The sequence below is a fragment of the Kitasatospora sp. cg17-2 genome (assembly GCF_054031055.1).
In genome coordinates, this window is the sequence record NZ_CM132923.1 from 7,564,150 (window position 1) to 7,577,597 (window position 13,448).

At 75.8% G+C, this 13,448-nt stretch carries 10 protein-coding genes; 7 read left to right on the plus strand and 3 right to left on the minus strand.

Annotation, left to right across the window (positions count from 1 at the left end; genetic code table 11):
- The first annotated feature begins 369 nt into the window (after positions 1-369).
- From ACW14Y_RS31830 to ACW14Y_RS31840, 3 genes are all read left to right on the plus strand, one after another.
- Positions 370-1,785 carry a cytochrome P450 gene (locus tag ACW14Y_RS31830; RefSeq protein ID WP_380300336.1) on the plus strand — a complete coding sequence of 472 codons (1,416 nt, stop codon included), beginning with the start codon at positions 370-372 and terminating at the stop codon, positions 1,783-1,785.
- Between the two features lie 792 nt (positions 1,786-2,577).
- Entirely contained in the window at positions 2,578-3,297 is a 720-nt protein-coding gene (locus tag ACW14Y_RS31835; RefSeq protein WP_456984348.1) for an RNA polymerase sigma factor, read from the plus strand.
- A gap of 45 nt (positions 3,298-3,342) precedes the next feature.
- Positions 3,343-4,389 carry a hypothetical protein gene (locus tag ACW14Y_RS31840; protein WP_456984349.1) on the plus strand — a complete coding sequence of 349 codons (1,047 nt, stop codon included), beginning with the start codon at positions 3,343-3,345 and terminating at the stop codon, positions 4,387-4,389.
- A gap of 147 nt (positions 4,390-4,536) precedes the next feature.
- On the opposite strand, the gene ACW14Y_RS31845 is transcribed toward ACW14Y_RS31840, so the two are convergent.
- The gene (locus ACW14Y_RS31845) at positions 4,537-6,006 is read right to left on the minus strand and encodes a cation:dicarboxylate symporter family transporter (protein ID WP_456984350.1); all 1,470 of its coding nucleotides are present in this window, start codon (positions 6,004-6,006) and stop codon (positions 4,537-4,539) included.
- 219 nt (positions 6,007-6,225) lie between these two features.
- Between ACW14Y_RS31845 and ACW14Y_RS31850 the strand changes: the two genes are divergently transcribed.
- The 4 genes from ACW14Y_RS31850 to ACW14Y_RS31865 all read left to right on the plus strand — a co-directional run bounded on the left by ACW14Y_RS31850 (position 6,226) and on the right by ACW14Y_RS31865 (position 11,801).
- Positions 6,226-7,908, plus strand: coding sequence for a sensor histidine kinase (locus tag ACW14Y_RS31850; RefSeq protein ID WP_380437065.1), 1,683 nt, complete (start codon positions 6,226-6,228; stop codon positions 7,906-7,908).
- Entirely contained in the window at positions 7,905-8,669 is a 765-nt protein-coding gene (locus tag ACW14Y_RS31855) for a response regulator (protein WP_380437063.1), read from the plus strand. The genes ACW14Y_RS31850 and ACW14Y_RS31855 overlap by 4 nt, the downstream gene beginning before the upstream one ends.
- A 130-nt stretch (positions 8,670-8,799) precedes the next feature.
- Positions 8,800-10,224, plus strand: a complete 1,425-nt coding sequence (locus ACW14Y_RS31860; RefSeq protein WP_456984352.1) for a diaminobutyrate--2-oxoglutarate transaminase family protein — start codon at positions 8,800-8,802, stop codon at positions 10,222-10,224.
- Positions 10,221-11,801, plus strand: coding sequence for a pyridoxal phosphate-dependent decarboxylase family protein (locus tag ACW14Y_RS31865; RefSeq protein WP_456984354.1), 1,581 nt, complete (start codon positions 10,221-10,223; stop codon positions 11,799-11,801). Before ACW14Y_RS31860 ends, ACW14Y_RS31865 begins: the two co-directional genes overlap by 4 nt.
- A gap of 25 nt (positions 11,802-11,826) precedes the next feature.
- Here ACW14Y_RS31865 and ACW14Y_RS31870 read toward each other — a convergent pair whose 3' ends face one another.
- Both ACW14Y_RS31870 and ACW14Y_RS31875 read right to left on the minus strand, forming a co-directional pair.
- Positions 11,827-12,510 carry a hypothetical protein gene (locus tag ACW14Y_RS31870; RefSeq protein WP_456984355.1) on the minus strand — a complete coding sequence of 228 codons (684 nt, stop codon included), beginning with the start codon at positions 12,508-12,510 and terminating at the stop codon, positions 11,827-11,829.
- Positions 12,511-12,579: 69 nt separating this feature from the next.
- Positions 12,580-13,380 (minus strand): inositol monophosphatase family protein, encoded by an 801-nt coding sequence (locus ACW14Y_RS31875; protein WP_456988309.1) that lies wholly within the window; start codon positions 13,378-13,380, stop codon positions 12,580-12,582.
- Positions 13,381-13,448 lie beyond the last annotated feature (68 nt).

Sequence of the window (13,448 nt, forward strand, 5' to 3'; positions counted from 1 at the left end):
CGCCGGGAGGGGCGCGGGGTCAATGCCGCAGGTGCGGCCATTACGCCGATCATAGTGCCGCATATGCGGGCCTAATTTCGTCTGTCTCATCGCACAGGCCAGGGGTGCCGAAGCGTGTGGCGGGTCTGTCGGAAGACGCAAGCGGCCCGGGGCGGGTTGTTCGGATCCCGCGCGACCTCCGGGGGGCGCGGGGCGGACGGTGAGCGCGGGGTGGCGCGCGTCGGCAGCGCTCTGTGCGCCCCTTCTGTGCCGATTACCCGGCAGTTACGTTGGGGACGGAACGGGGGCACGACCGACCGGTCGCGCGGTCGGGGGCGGGGGTGCCCGACCGGCAGCGGGACCGGTGAGGCGCACGACCGAGGAGGGGACATGTCGCTCACCGCCGCGACCACCAGCACCACCGGCACCGCCGCCACCATCACCCGGATACCCGGGCCGCCGGGACTCCCGCTGGTGGGCTCGCTGCTCGACCTGACCCGGCGTCCGCTGCGGACGTACCTCGACGCCCGCCGCGACTACGGCGACGTCGTCCGCTTCGCCGCCGGGCCGCCCGGACTGCGCGCCGAGTTCTACGCGGTGTTCTCGCCGGAGGGCGCGCACCAGGTGCTCGGCAGCGAGGCGGCCAACTTCCGCAAGGACAACAGCTTCTACGACGAGCTGCGGACCAGCCTCGGCAACGGCCTGCTGACCAGCCAGGACGGCGACTACCACCGCCAGCGCCGGCTGATCCAGCCGCTCTTCACCCGCCGCCGGGTGGACGGCTACGCGGAGGCCGTCGGGCAGGAGTGCGCGGTGCTCGCCGACCGCTGGCGGGTGGTGCCCGGCGGCGTGGTCGACGTCGCGGAGGAGATGTCGCGGTTCGCGCTGCGCACGGTGTCCCGGATCCTGTTCGGGGCGGACGTGGAGGCGGCGGTGCGGGTGGTGCACCACAGCTTCCCGGTGCTCGGCGAGTTCGTCCTCGAACGCGGCTTCGCACCGGTGAAGGTGCCCCGCGGCTGGCCGACCCCCGCCAACCGGCGGGCCGCGGGCGCGCAGCGCGACCTCTACGCGGTGTGCGACCGGATCATCGCCGAGCGGGCGGTGCGGCGGGCGGCGGGCGTGGCCGACGCCGCCGGTCCGGACGACCTGCTGGAGCTGCTGACCCGGGCCCGGGGCGAGGACGGCGAGCGGCTCGACCCGGCCGAACTGCGCGACCAGGTCCTGATCTTCCTGCTCGCCGGGCACGAGACCACGGCGACCTCGCTCGCCTTCGCGCTCTTCCTGCTGGCCAAGCACCCGGAGCAGCGACGCCGGGCGCGGGAGGAGGCGGACGCCGTACTGGCCGGACGGGCGCCGGTGGCGGCGGACCTGGAGGCGCTGCCCTACCTCACCCGGGTGATGAAGGAGGCGATGCGGCTCTACCCGGCCGCCTCGCAGATGGGGCGCCGTTCGGTGGCCGAGTCGGTGATCGACGGGTACGTCGTGCCCGCCGGAGCCCAGGTCATCCTCGCGCCGTGGGTCACCCATCGGCACCCGGACCACTGGGACCAGCCGGACCGCTTCGACCCGGACCGCTTCCTCCCCGAGCGGGAGAAGGAGCGCCACCGGTACGCCTGGTACCCGTTCGGGGGCGGGCCGAGGGCCTGCATAGGGCAGCACTTCTCCATGCTGGAGTCGGTGCTGGCGCTGGGCGCGCTGCTGCGGGACTTCGAGTTCGAGGCGGTGGACCGCGGTGTCCGGCTGGGCCAGGGCATCACGCTCCAGGTGCGGAGCCCGATGCGGGTCCGGCTGACGCCGCGCGGCTGAGGGCGGGAGGTCGGCGGCAGGCGGCCGGCTGCGCGGGGGAGTTGGACGCGGAGTACCGGGGATCGGACGCTCCGCCGTCGGGGCAGCCGGACCGGTGGCGGCACACGACGGGGACATTCGAACACAAGGCGCCGGTGTCGCGGGCGGATTCGCGGATCCTCGCCGCCGCCGGGGGGCCGCGCCGATAGCGTCCCAGGCACCCCGGGTCGGAAGCGCACGCACGGACGGCACAAGAAGCACCGTCGCTCCACCACCCCGGCCTCCGCGCGGAGTCCGCCCGGCCCGGGGGCGCCCGTCAGGGTCAAGGCCGACCCGCCCGGGCGGACGGCGCCCGGGGCCCACCTGCCCGACTCCGGGGGCCGCCCCGGGGAGCGGCCCCCGGAGCGCGGTGGCCCTGGCCGGTGGGACTCCGAACACTCGTGCGCCCAATAGCTGTTGGCGCATCGCCTCCGGGAGGGCCGGAGGTGGCTCGCGACACTTTGCAAAGTCCTGGCGCACTTTGCAAAGTGCGCCAGGACTTTGCAAAGTGCCTCGGCGTCACCCCGAGCCCGCCTCCCACCCCTCATGCGAACGGCTGCGGAACGGTGGGACGACGAACTATGATGTGATGTGCGTCACAAGGCCGTGCCGCCAGGGGCCCGATGTCCATCGACCGGGTCTTCGGGGTGCCGATTTCGGGGTGCCGATTTCCGAGGGGGCGGGATGGGAATCACGGCCGGTTGTCGAGGCGGGGCGGGCCGGGACCCGGATCCGGATCCGCGCCCGTCCGCCGAATCCGCCGAATTCGACCGGGTGTTCACGGAATTGCTGCCCAGGCTCCAGCGCGCCGCTGTTCGCATGCTCGGCGACCCGTTCGGCGCGGGCGATGTCGTCCACGAGGTGTATCTGCGGATCGCCCGGAATCCCGCCCGCTTCCTCGGCCATCCCCGGCCCTACGCCTACGCGTTCACCGCCATGGCGAACGTCGTGCGCGACGAGTGGCGCCGCGACCGTCGCCGGCTGCTCCCGTCCGAGGCGCTGGAGGACGTCGGCCCGGTCGGCGGTCCCGCGGCGGTCGGCGGGTGGGTCAGCGGGTACGACGGTCCGTCGGGCGGCGGGGTGGCCGAGTTGCAGGCGCACTGGGAGGTGGTGCGGCTGCTGCGCTGTCTGACGGTGAAGCAGGCGCGGGTGGTGCTGCTGGTCGACCTCGACGGCTACAGCCTGGAGGAGGCCGCCGAACTCCTCGGCGTGCACCGCTCCACCCTGGCGGTCACCCGGCGCCGGGCGCTGGACCGGCTGCGGAACGTCCTCGAACGGGAGCGCGAGTCGCCCGCCGGCAGGGGGTCCGAGGCGGACGCCGGGGCCCGGCGTCCGCCCGCCGACCGCTCGCCCGGGCGTCGGGCCGATTCCCGACCCTGCCGCGTGCCCGGTCCCCCGCCCGGTCCCCCCTCGGGCTCTCCGCCCGTTCCCCCGTCCGGCCCCGCGCCCGGGCATGTGCCGGGGGCGCGCGCGGGGTCCGACGCACCGGTCTGACGGCAAGTCAGCTCTGCTCCGGCCTCGCCCCGTACGCTGCAAATCGTGATCACGTACGAGGAGCATCGGCTCCGGTCCCTGGTGGACGAGGGCCGTTGGATCGAACTGCTGGGCGCCTATCGCCAGGCCCGGGCCGCCGCCGTCGCGCTCGACCTGGCGGACGGTCGCCCGGCGGACGGCGACCTGGCGGGCAGGGATCCGGCGGACCGTCGCGGGACGGTCGCGGCCGAAGCGGCGCAGGGCCGGGCCGGCATCGCCACCGCCGCGCTCGGCCACCTGATCGCGTACGCCGCACCGCCGGAGGTGGCCGCACGGCTGTTCGACGCGGACGGCGGCCCCGGCACGGCCGCGGGGGTGGCCGACCACGACGCCGGGCCGCTCTGGGAGGTGCTGGCGACCCGGCACACCTGGCGCCGGCTCGCCCCGCTGCTCGGTCCGCCCCCGGTGCGGCGGCTGGTCGCGCAGACCCGGGTGCTGCTGGGGGAGGACCTCTCCCGGGGCGCCGAACCGGACCCCGAGGGCGTGCCGCTGCTGCTGGAGCCCTGGGAGTCGGTGGGACGGGCCGAGGGCATGCCGGTCCGGGAGTACCTGCGCCAGGGCGGTTCGCGCAGCGCCTTGCTGACGCTGCCCGCCAGCCGGGAGGGGCTGGCCCGGGTGGAGCTGCCCGAACCCGGCACCCGGCTGCCGGGGCAGCCGGCCACCCGGGCGCTGGCGGAGCTGGCCGGCTGGGCGCGGACGGTCTGCGTGCGCGGACCGGCGGCGGGGGCCGCCGCCCAGCTCGCGCCGGGACCGCTGGTCACCGGCGGCTACCTGCCGTTCGCCCTCGCCTGGCCGGCGCTGGTGCAGGCGGGCATCGCGGACCGCGCGCACGGCGCGGCGCACGGGCGGCTGGCGCTGTGGCGGGCGCTGACGGCGATGACCGGCGCGCAGCGGCCGGAGTCGGCGGACCGGGCGGAGGTCCGCGCCCTGGTCGCGCGGATGCGCTGCTTCACCTGGGACGATCCGGCCGACCGGCTGCGGCACCTGCACCTCGCGCTGGAGGATCCGGCGACCGGGCTGAGCTGGGCGGTCAGCGGCTCCGAGGAGGTCTGAGCGGGCCGGTCGTCCCGCGAGACGCGGGTTCGGGCCCTGCCCGAGCACCGGCTCGGCCCCCGGACATGGGGGACCCCTGGTCCGGCGCCTTTTCCGGGGGGTTGGGCGGGGCGCCGGACCAGGGGAGTGTGAGGGACGGGCCGCGGCTCAGGCGGCCGTCGTGGTCGCCGCCGCCGTCGTGGCGGCGGCGGTGGTCGGGACAGCGGCCGGGACTGCAGCGGCCGGGACCGGTGCGGCCGGGACCGACCCGGCCGGGACGGCGCCCTCCGCCGCCGGGGCGCCCGCGCCGCCGTGCGCGTCGGCGTCCAGCAGCGTCCGCTCGTCGAACGGCACCTCGCCCGCCAGCACCTGCCGGGCCCGCTCGCGGTCGAGCTCCCCGGTCCACTGCCCGATCAGCACGGTGGCGACGGCGTTCCCGGCGAAGTTGGTGAGCGCCCGGGCCTCGGACATGAACCGGTCGATGCCGACGATCAGCCCGACGCCGTCCACCAGGGCCGGCTTGTGCGACTGGAGCCCGCCCGCGAGGGTGGCGAGTCCGGCGCCGGTGACGCCGGCCGCGCCCTTGCTGGCGATCACCATGAAGACCAGCAGCGACAGCTGCTCGCCCACCGACATCGGCTTGTCCATCGCCTCCGAGATGAAGATCGAGGCCATGGTCAGGTAGATCGCGGTGCCGTCCAGGTTGAAGCTGTAGCCGGTCGGGACGGTGATGCCGACCACCGGGCGGCTGACGCCCAGGTGCTCCATCTTGGCGATCAGCCGGGGGAGGGCGCTCTCCGAGGAGGAGGTGGAGAGGATCAGCAGGAACTCGCGGCCCAGGTAGCGCAGCAGGGTGAAGATGTTGACGCCGGCGACCAGGCGCAGCAGGGTGCCGAGCACCACGACCACGAACAGGGCGCAGGTCAGGTAGAAGCCGATCATGATGACGGCGAGGCTCTTCAGCGCGGCCGTACCGGTGGCGCCGACCACCGCGGCCATCGCCCCGAAGGCGCCGATCGGCGCCACCCACATGATCATCGCCATGACCCGGAAGACCAGCCGCTGCACGTGCTCGATGCCGCGCAGTACGGGTGCGCCGGCCGGGCCCATCGCCTGGAGGGCGAAGCCGGCCAGCAGGGCGATCAGCAGGGTCTGCAGCACCTTGCCCTCGGTGAGGGCGGAGAGCATGGTGGTCGGGATCATCCCGAGCAGGAAGTCGGCGGTGGACTGCGCGCCGCCGGCGGCGGCCTGGGCGTGGCCGGACTTGGCGAGCGCGGAGGTCAGGTGGAGGCCGCCGCCGGGCTCCAGCAGGTTGCCGACCAGCAGGCCGATGCCGAGGGCGACGGTCGACATGGCGAGGAAGTAGCCGAGTGCCAGGCCGCCGACCTTGCCGACCTTGGCGGCCTTGGTGACGGAGCCGATGCCGAGCACGATGGTGCAGAAGATGACCGGGCTGATCATCATCTTGATGAGGTTGACGAAGCCGGTGCCGACGGGCTTCAGCTCGACCGCGAAGTCCGGCGCGGCCAGGCCCACCACGACGCCCGCGACGACCGCCGCGATCACGGCGAGGTAGAGGAAGTGGGTGCGGTCCTTCGGTCTGGTGCCGGCGCCCGCCGCTGCTCCGGTGATCGACATCTGTGGCTCCTTCGCCCTGCTGTGCCCGGTGGCGCGTGCGCCGTGGGGATGCGCTCATGGGGGTGCGCCGGCGTGCGGTCCGGGGGCCCCGGGTGGTGGGCCGCTCCGACTATGGCGTCCGGGCGTGACGCGGGTCACGTTTGCGTTCATAGAGTTCACGTCGCCCTCCTCCTCGCAGCGGGGTCCGCGCCGCCGGGGCCGTGGTGCACACTGACAGGCATGTCCGCGCGTACCCCTCTCCCGCCGCGCCGGCTGGTGCGCAGCCTGGCCGGACAGCTCTTCCTCGTCCAAGTGGTGATCGTCGCCGCGGTGGTCGCGGGCGGGGCGGTGCTCGCGTACCTGTTCACCGCCGGGCGCGCCGACGACGCGGCCCGCCGCCAGGTCACCGCCGTCGCCCGCGCCGTCGCCGACTCGCCGACCGTCCTCGACGCCGCCGGCGCGCCCGATCCGACGGCCGTGCTCCAGCCCTACGCCGAGCGGGTGAGGGTCGACACCGGGGTCTCCTTCGTCACCGTGATGGACACCGCCGGCGTCCGTTGGACCCATCCGCTGCCCGAGCAGATCGGGCGGCCCTTCCTCGGGCACATCGACCGGGCGCTCGCCGGGGAGACCCGCAGCGAGACCTACACCGGCACGCTCGGCCCGTCCGTGCGGGTGGTCACCCCGGTGCTGGACGAGCGGCACCGGGTGGTGGCGCTGGTCAGCGCGGGCATCACGGTGCAGTCCATCTCGGCCCGGCTGCGCGGTCCGCTGCTCGCGCTGGTGGGGGTCGCGGGGGCCGCGCTCGCCGTCGGCGGGATCGGCACCTACCTCGCCAACTCCCGGCTGCGGCGGCACACCCACGGCATGGGGCCGGCCGAGCTCAGCCACCTCTACGAGTACCACCAGGCCACCCTGCACGCCGTCCGGGAGGGGCTGGTGCTGCTCGACCGGGACCACCGGGTGGTGCTCTGCAACGACGCGGCGCGCGAACTCCTGGGCCTGGAGGGGGTGGTGGAGGGCCGCCCGGTGGACGGGCTGGGACTGCCGGACGCGCTGCTGGCGGCCGTCTCCGGGGACGCGCCGGTCCGCGACGAGGTCCATCTGACCGCCGAGCGGGTGGTGGTGCTCAACACCTCCACCATCGGCACCGGGCTCGGCCGCGTCCTCACCCTCCGCGACCACACCGAACTCCAGGCGCTGAGCGGCGAGCTGGACTCCGTGCGCGGCTTCACCGAGGCGCTCGGCGCGCAGGCGCACGAGGCCGCCAACCGGCTGCACGCCGTCGTCTCGCTGATCGAACTCGGCCGTCACCGGGAGGCGGTGGAGTTCGCCACCGCCGAACTCGCCCTCGCCCAGCGGCTCACCGACCGGGTGGTGGCGGCCGTCGGCGAACCGGTGCTGGCCGCCCTGCTGCTGGGCAAGGCCGCCCAGGCCGCCGAGCGGGGTGTGGAGTTGACGCTCACGCCGGACAGTTCGATCGACGACGGGGTGCTGCCGTCGCGACTGACCGCCCGCGATCTCATCACCGTCCTCGGCAATCTGATCGACAACGCCGTGGACGCCGCGATCACCGGCGCGGCCGTGCACCCCGGGCCTCCGGAGGTCGCCGTCACCGCCCGGATCGACGGGGACCACCTGCTGCTGCGGGTCGCCGACACCGGGGACGGGATCGACCCGGGCGCGGTGGCCGACGTGTTCCGGCGCGGGTGGAGCACCAAGCAGGACGGCCGTGCGGGCGGCGACGGCAGCGGCCACGGGCGCGGACTCGGGCTCGCCCTGGTCGCCCAGGCCGCCCGGCGCAACGGCGGCACCGTCGAGGTCGGCCGGGAGCGCGGCGCGGTGCTCACCGTCCGGCTGCCGCTCGACCGCCCGGCGTCCGAGGGTGCGGGGGACCACCGGCGCGTGGCGGTGGCCCCGTGAGCCGAGGCGGCGGCCCGGCCGCCGACGCCGAACGGTCCGAGATCTCCGTCCTGGTGGTCGAGGACGACCCGGTGGCCGCCGCCGCCCACACCCTCTACGTGGGGCGCGAGCCGGGATTCCGGGCCGTCGGCACCGTGCACGGCTGCGCGGAGGCGCTGCGCTTCCTGGAACGGGCCCGGTCCGCCGGGCACCCCGTCGACCTGCTGCTGCTCGACCTCTACCTCCCCGACGGGCACGGCCTCCAGCTCTGCGGCACCCTGCGCGCGGCCGGGCACGCCACCGACGTCATCGCGGTCACCTCCGCCCGCGACCTCGCGATGGTCCGCCGGGCGGTGTCCGCCGGCGTGGTCCAGTACCTGCTGAAACCGTTCGCCGCCGCCGCGCTGCACGACCGCCTGGAGCGCTACGCCCGCTACCGGGACACCCTCGGGCGGACCGGGGCGGCCACCGGGCAGGACGAGGTCGACCAGGCGCTCGCGCTGCTGCGGATGCCCGAACGCACCGCCCTGCCGAAGGGACTGAGCGCTCCGACGCTGGACACCGTGGCCGGGGTGCTGCGCGCGGAGCGCACCGGCCTGTCGGCGGCCGCCGCAGGTGCGGCGGCCGGTGTCTCGCGGATCACCGCCCGCCGCTACCTGGAGCACCTGGTGGACACCGGCCTCGCCGTCCGGGAGCCCCGCTACGGCACGGTCGGCCGCCCGGAGCTCTGCTACCGCTGGACGGGCGGCCCCGACGGACCGGAGGTCCCCGGTCGGCCGTGACCTCCGGGCGGGCCGCTCGTTGGGGAAGTGGACGGGTTGTCACTCGCAAGGGTGGTTCAGGTGCCCCCGGACGGATCGGGGCAGGTCAGACAAGTAAGGTAAGGCTCACCTAATTTTCTGGGAGTCCGCCTTGACGCTCGCCGCTGAGCCCGCCACCGGTCCGACCGTCCCCCGCGCCGCCGCCGTTCCCGCGCCGGGCCCGGCGCCCGAGTCCACCGCCGGGACCGGGCCCTCGCCGAGTGCCGTCCTGCGCCGCCAGCGTCTGCGCGAGTCCGCCGCCCGCACCTACGCGCGCTCCTTCCCGATCGTCCCCGTGCGCGCCAGCGGCATGACCGTCGAAGGGGCCGACGGCCGCCGCTACCTCGACTGCCTCTCCGGCGCCGGCACCCTCGCGCTCGGCCACAACCACCCCGTGGTCCTGGCGGCGATCCGCCGCACCCTCGACAGCGGCGCCCCGCTCCACCTGCTCGACCTCGCCACCGCCGAGAAGGACGACTTCACCACCGCCCTGTTCGAGAGCCTGCCGCCCGCCTTCGCCGACGGGGCGCGCGTGCACTTCTGCGGGCCCGCCGGGACCGACGCCGTCGAGGCCGCGCTCAAGCTGATGCAGACCGCGACCGGCCGGTCCGGCGCCCTCGCCTTCACCGGCGCCTACCACGGGATGACCGCCGGATCCCTCGCGCTCACCGGCAACGTCGCCGTCAAGGAGCCGCTGCCCGGCGGCGGCGAGGTCGTCCGGCTGCCCTACCCCTACGGCTACCGCTGCCCGTTCGGGGTCGGCGGGGAGGCGGGGGCCGAACTCTCCGCCACCTACGTCGAACGGTTGCTCGACGATCCGGCCGGCGGTGTCGTCCCGCCCGCCGCGATGGTCCTGGAGGCCGTCCAGGGCGAGGGCGGCGTCGTCCCCGCGCCGGACGACTGGCTGCGCGCCATGCGCCGGATCACCACCGAGCGCCGCATCCCGCTGATCGTCGACGAGGTGCAGACCGGCGTGGGCCGCACCGGGGCGATGTGGGCGGTCGAGCACAGCGGGATCGTGCCCGACGCGATGGTGCTCTCCAAGGCGATCGGCGGCAGCCTCCCGCTCGCCGTCGTCGTCTACCGGGAGGAGTACGACGGCTGGCGGCCCGGCGCCCACACCGGCACCTTCCGCGGCAACACGCTGGCCATGGCGGCCGGAGCCGCCACACTGCGCTACGTCGCCGCCAACGGGCTGGCCGAACGGGCGGCGGCGGTCGGCGACCGGATGGTCGCACGGCTGCGCGCGCTGGCCGGGGAACTCCCCGCGATCGGCGACGTGCGCGGACGCGGGCTGATGATCGGCGTCGAGCTCGTCGACCCGGCCGCGGAGCCGGACGCCTGCGGGGCCCGGCCGGCCGCGCCCGAACTCGCCGTCCGGGTCCGCGAGGCCTGCCTGGCCCGCGGACTGATCGTCGAACTCGGCGGGCGGCACGACGCCGTCCTGCGGCTGCTGCCCCCGCTCACCATCACCGACGAGCAGACGGCCGCGGTGCTGGACCGGCTCGCCGACGCCATCGCGGCGGCGTCCGCGTGAGCGGCGGCCCGGGAGCAGGAGCAGGAGCAGGAGCAGGAGCGGGAGCGGGAGCGGGGGGCGGGGCCGGAGAGGGCGTCGACGCGCCCCTCGACGCCCTGTCCGGCGGCGTCGGCGGACCCGCCGCCCTCGGACCGCTGCTCGCCACCGTCCTCGACGCGCTGGAGACCGGCGCCACCCGACGCGGCGGCCCGCTGCCGCCCGGTCACCCCGGCGACCTCGCCGCCCTGGTCGACCGGGCCCTCGCCGCCGCCGATGGCCCCGACGCCCTCGCCCGCCTCACCGAACTGCTCGCCCACGGCGCCGCCGACCCCGCCGACCCGTTCTGCGCCGCCCACCTGCACTGCCCGCCGCTCGCCGTGGCCGCCGCCGCCGACCTCGCCGTCAGCGCCCTCAACCCCTCCCAGGACTCCTGGGACCAGGCCCCCGCGGCGACGGCGCTGGAGACCGCGCTGCTCGCCGAACTCGCCGCCCTGGTCGGCTACGACCCCGCCCGCGCCGCCGGCGTCGTCACCTCCGGCGGTACCGAGTCCAACCTCATGGGCCTCATGCTCGCCCGCGACCAGAAGCTCGACGGCATCGTCGAACTCGACGGGCTCCTCGGCCTGCCCGCCGGCGCCCGGCCCCGGATCTTCGCCTCCCGGGCCGCGCACTTCTCGGTCCAACGGGCGGCCGCCCTGCTCGGCCTCGGCGAACGCGCCGTCGTCCCGATCGACGTCGACCGCGACCTGAGGATGGACCCGGTGGCGCTCGAACGCGCCCTGGCCGAAGCGAGTTGGGCCGGGCACACCCCCGTCGCGGTGGTCGCCACCGCCGGTACCACCGACACCGGCGCCGTCGACCCGCTGCCCGCCGCCGCCGAACTCGCCGCCCGCTACGACGCCTGGCTGCACGTCGACGCCGCGTACGGCGGCGGCGCCCTGCTCTCCGACCGGCTCGCCCCCCTGCTCGACGGCATCGAACGCGCCGACTCCGTCTCGCTGGACTGGCACAAGCTCGGCTGGCAGCCCGCTGCCGCCGGTGTCTTCCTGGTGCGCCACGCCGAGAACTACGTCTCGCTCGCCCGCCGGGCCGTCTACCTCAACCCGGCCGACGACGAACAGGCCGGCTACCCCAGCCTGTTGGGCCTCTCGCTGCGCACCACCCGGCGCGCCGACGCCTTCAAGCTCGCCGTCACCCTGCGCACCCTCGGCCGCGCCGGGCTCGGCCGGCTCGTCGACGCCTGCCACGACCTCGCGCGGTCCGCCGCCGACGCCGTCCGGGCCGAACCGGAGCTGGAACTGCACACCGAACCCGTGCTGACCGCCCTGCTGTTCCGCTACCGCCCGGCCGGCCCGGACGCCGTGCGGAGCGAGGTCGACCCGGCGGCCCTCGACCGGGTCAACGCCGAACTGCGGCGCGAACTGCTGCGCGGCGGACGGGCCGTGGTCGGCCGGACCGAACTGCCGGGCGAGGGCCCCGGCCGGGTCCGGCTCAAACTGACCCTGCTCAACCCGCACACCACCCCGGCCGAGGTGGCCGCCCTGCTCGCCGAGGTCGTCCGCGCCGGCCGCCGGACCTGGCGCTGGGTCGGCCGGTAGGGCGGAGGCCGGACCGGGCGGCCGGTCAGACGGCCCCGGTGGGGACGGGCGCGGCCACCCGCAGGTGGTAGTCCACCGCCACCGTGATCCCCGGTTCACTGGCCTGGCCCCAGACCGTCAGCTCGTGGAGGCCGGGCGCCGGTGGGTCCATCCGTACCCAGAGGCCGCAGGACCAGGTGTTCTCGATGTGGGCGGCGGAGTCCCCGAAGGGGCTGCCGGGGGCTCTGCGCAGCTTGATCCGCGTCGCGCCGAGCGGCTCGGCGGCGAGCGGGGCGCCGTCCAGCGTGGCGGAGCCCTCGGCGGTGTCCATGAAGGTCTCGCAGTCGGAGGCCTCGCCGAACCTCGTCACCAGCGGGAACAGCACCGGCAGGCCGAGGGGCACGGTGCACGTCCGCTCGACCGCGCCCCCGCCGGTCGTCCCGGCCAGGTACCAGATGTTCTCGTGCTGGCCCTCGGCGCACCACCGGCCGCTCCGGTCGAGCACCGGGCTGCGCTCCGCGGTGCTGCCCGCAGCCCAGTTCCACCAGCCGTACTGCACCTCCGCCGAGGTCAGCGACCGCACCACGAGCGGCGGGCTCGGCGACTCCGCCGGCTCCTCGGCCGGCGCGGACGGGGCCGTTGCCGCGCTGTCGTGGTCCGGTGCGGCGGTGCAGGCGGTCGCCAGCAGCAGCGCGCCGAGGGACAGGGCGGTCCGTCGCCATGAGGTCATGATCGCGGAGTCTACGAGCCCGGCCGCCGACTGCGCGCCCGGTTTTCCGCCCGACGCCCGGGGCGCGGCCTACGGCGCGAACAGGATCTCGCGGCACCGCTCCCAGGTGGCGGGGTCGGCCGCGACCAGCAGGCCGTCCTCGCCGCCCGGGGCCTCGGGGCGGTAGGGGGAGCCGTCGATGCGGGCGGCGCGGCCGCCGGACTCGGTCACCAGGAGGGAGCCGGGGGCGTGGTCCCAGGGGAGGGTGCGCCAGTAGAGGATGAAGTCGGTGGCGCCCTCGGCGACGTCGGGGTACTCGACGCCGGCGGCGTGGCGGCCGGAAGTGAGTCCGCCGAAGGCCTCGGCGGCGTTGGCCTCGATCAGTCGGCGGCGGGTCGGGTCCAGGAACCGGCTCTTCACCGAGCCGCGCCAGGCGGCCGGATCGGTGCCGGCGGGCGCGCGGGTCAGCCGGTGGCCGTCGCGCCAGGCGCCGGAGCCGAGTTCGGCGGTGTAGGTGGTGGCGGTGGCCGGATGCCGGATCCAGGCGGCGACGGTCCGGCCGTCGCGCACCAGGGAGACCATCACCGCGTAGTCGGGGCGGCCGGCGACGAAGTTGGCGGTGCCGTCGACGGGGTCGACCAGCCAGACGGCGGGTTCGGCCTGCAGGGCCCGGGCGAGCGCCGGGTCGGCGGACACCGCCTCCTCGCCGACCACCGGGACGGGCAGCAGCTCGCGCAGCCTTCGGGCGATGATCAGCTCGGCCTCGCGGTCCGCGACGGTGACCACCTCACCGGGGGCCTTCTCCATCACCTCGCCGGAGGCCAGCGCCCGGAACCGGGGTTCCACCACCTCGGCCGAGGCCTCGGCGATGATCTCCGCCACCTTCTCCATCAGCACGTGCCCGCTCCCTTCGTCGCTACCACCTTCGCACGTCAGTGCGGGGAGGGTGGGTCATTGGC

Excerpts from the sequence above, each read along its gene's own strand:
- ACW14Y_RS31830 (WP_380300336.1), top strand. The coding sequence starts at position 370 with ATGTCGCTCACCGCCGCGACCACCAGCACCACCGGCACCGCCGCCACC.
- ACW14Y_RS31845 (WP_456984350.1), bottom strand. The coding sequence starts at position 6,006 with ATGTCGATCACCGGAGCAGCGGCGGGCGCCGGCACCAGACCGAAGGAC.
- ACW14Y_RS31850 (WP_380437065.1), top strand. The coding sequence starts at position 6,226 with ATGTCCGCGCGTACCCCTCTCCCGCCGCGCCGGCTGGTGCGCAGCCTG.
- ACW14Y_RS31870 (WP_456984355.1), bottom strand. The coding sequence starts at position 12,510 with ATGACCTCATGGCGACGGACCGCCCTGTCCCTCGGCGCGCTGCTGCTG.
- ACW14Y_RS31875 (WP_456988309.1), bottom strand. The coding sequence starts at position 13,380 with ATGGAGAAGGTGGCGGAGATCATCGCCGAGGCCTCGGCCGAGGTGGTG.